Origin of the sequence: Bradyrhizobium erythrophlei, from assembly GCF_042430365.1 — a bacterium.
Lineage (GTDB): Bacteria > Pseudomonadota > Alphaproteobacteria > Rhizobiales > Xanthobacteraceae > Bradyrhizobium > Bradyrhizobium erythrophlei.
Genome location: NZ_JBHMET010000147.1, coordinates 1 through 1,221, shown reverse-complemented (window position 1 = coordinate 1,221; position 1,221 = coordinate 1). Strand labels below are relative to the sequence as shown.

General features: G+C 59.4%; 3 protein-coding genes. 2 read left to right on the top strand and 1 reads right to left on the bottom strand.

The window, feature by feature from the left end:
- A partial coding sequence (locus ACFFWD_RS23000) for an SPW repeat domain-containing protein (protein ID WP_376968816.1) occupies positions 1-180 on the bottom strand: 180 nt, incomplete at its 3' end.
- Between the two features lie 76 nt (positions 181-256).
- Between ACFFWD_RS23000 and ACFFWD_RS22995 the strand changes: the two genes are divergently transcribed.
- Both ACFFWD_RS22995 and ACFFWD_RS22990 read left to right on the top strand, forming a co-directional pair.
- The gene (locus tag ACFFWD_RS22995) at positions 257-814 is read left to right on the top strand and encodes a transposase (RefSeq protein WP_376968814.1); all 558 of its coding nucleotides are present in this window, start codon (positions 257-259) and stop codon (positions 812-814) included.
- A 111-nt stretch (positions 815-925) separates the two neighbouring features.
- Positions 926-1,195, top strand: coding sequence for a DUF6894 family protein (locus ACFFWD_RS22990; RefSeq protein WP_376968812.1), 270 nt, complete (start codon positions 926-928; stop codon positions 1,193-1,195).
- Positions 1,196-1,221: the final 26 nt, after the last annotated feature.

Here is a 1,221-nt window from a genome sequence, read left to right as displayed (position 1 = left end):
CCACACCGCGAATGCCGCCAGCGCCGCGACGGCAAGGATCGCGATGGCGATGCCGGTGATGTAGGCGTTGGTGGAGACCGTTCCGGCGTCGAAGCCGAACATCCAGGGCGAAAGGAACAGAAGCGCGCCAAGGATCAAGTTTGCGACGTCGCACAATTTGGCGTTCGTCCAATTCTCCATGACACCCTCCCTCCATTGGAAGGTTTTCACACGCTAATCAACCGTAGGATCGCCGCGCCGGTTCCATCGCGGCCGGGTGCGCGATCGTCGCACCCGCGGAAAAATCCCCGGACTGATTTCGCTGTGCGGAACGCTGCGCGGTCTGGTTGCCACGGCCTATCTGCACAGCATGGCCAAGGCCTTTGATTTTGCCGTGCCGGTCGATGGCAAGACGGTGCCGGACGGCGACGATTGCATCCTGAAGGCCCAAATCCTGGAGTTCGACCGACGCATCATCGCCTGGCATCGATCAAGCGCGACGAGCAAACGGCTGGACGCGATCCCCGGCGTCGGGCCGGCGTTGGCAACAGCTTTGGTCGTCAGCATTGCGGATCCCCAGGCTTTCCGATCGGGACGGGACTTCTCGGCCTGGGTGGGGCTCGTGCCGAAGCAGAACTCGAGTGGGGGCAAGGACAAGCTTGGCAGTATCAGCAAACAAGGGGATCGCTATTTGCGCAGCCTGTTCACGGCTGGCGCGCTCGCCGTGATCCGCTATGCCAAGATCCATGGCACCGATCATCGGCCCTGGCTCACTCGATTGTTGGCCCGGCCCCGTATCCTAATTCGATTTTGGGAGTGTCCTAGTTCCAATTAACCCGGAACAAACCATGCCGTGGGTGGCGTTCTCAGTAGGACTACTGAGGCGGCTTGGCGACGTTCTCCAGAGCGGCCCTGGAACGAAATTAGCTAATGTTAATTGGCCCGCATGAGACGATATTTTTTTGACCTTCGCGACGGCGAAGCACTGATCCCGGATGAAGAAGGAATGGTGCTGCCTGACGTTGGATCGGCTCAGGAAGAGGCCATGAAAGCCTTGGCCGACATGGTCCACAATGCAGCCATAAAATCCCTCAGCCTAATTCAGATGGCGATCGAGGTTCGCGACGACGACGGGCCCGTAATGCAGGTTAGATTCGCCTTCGATATCGTCAGGTCGCATTGGAGCTATGCGGGAAAGTGGGTGATGACGGACTGAGATAGGCGGCGTATCGAGGCGGGTGT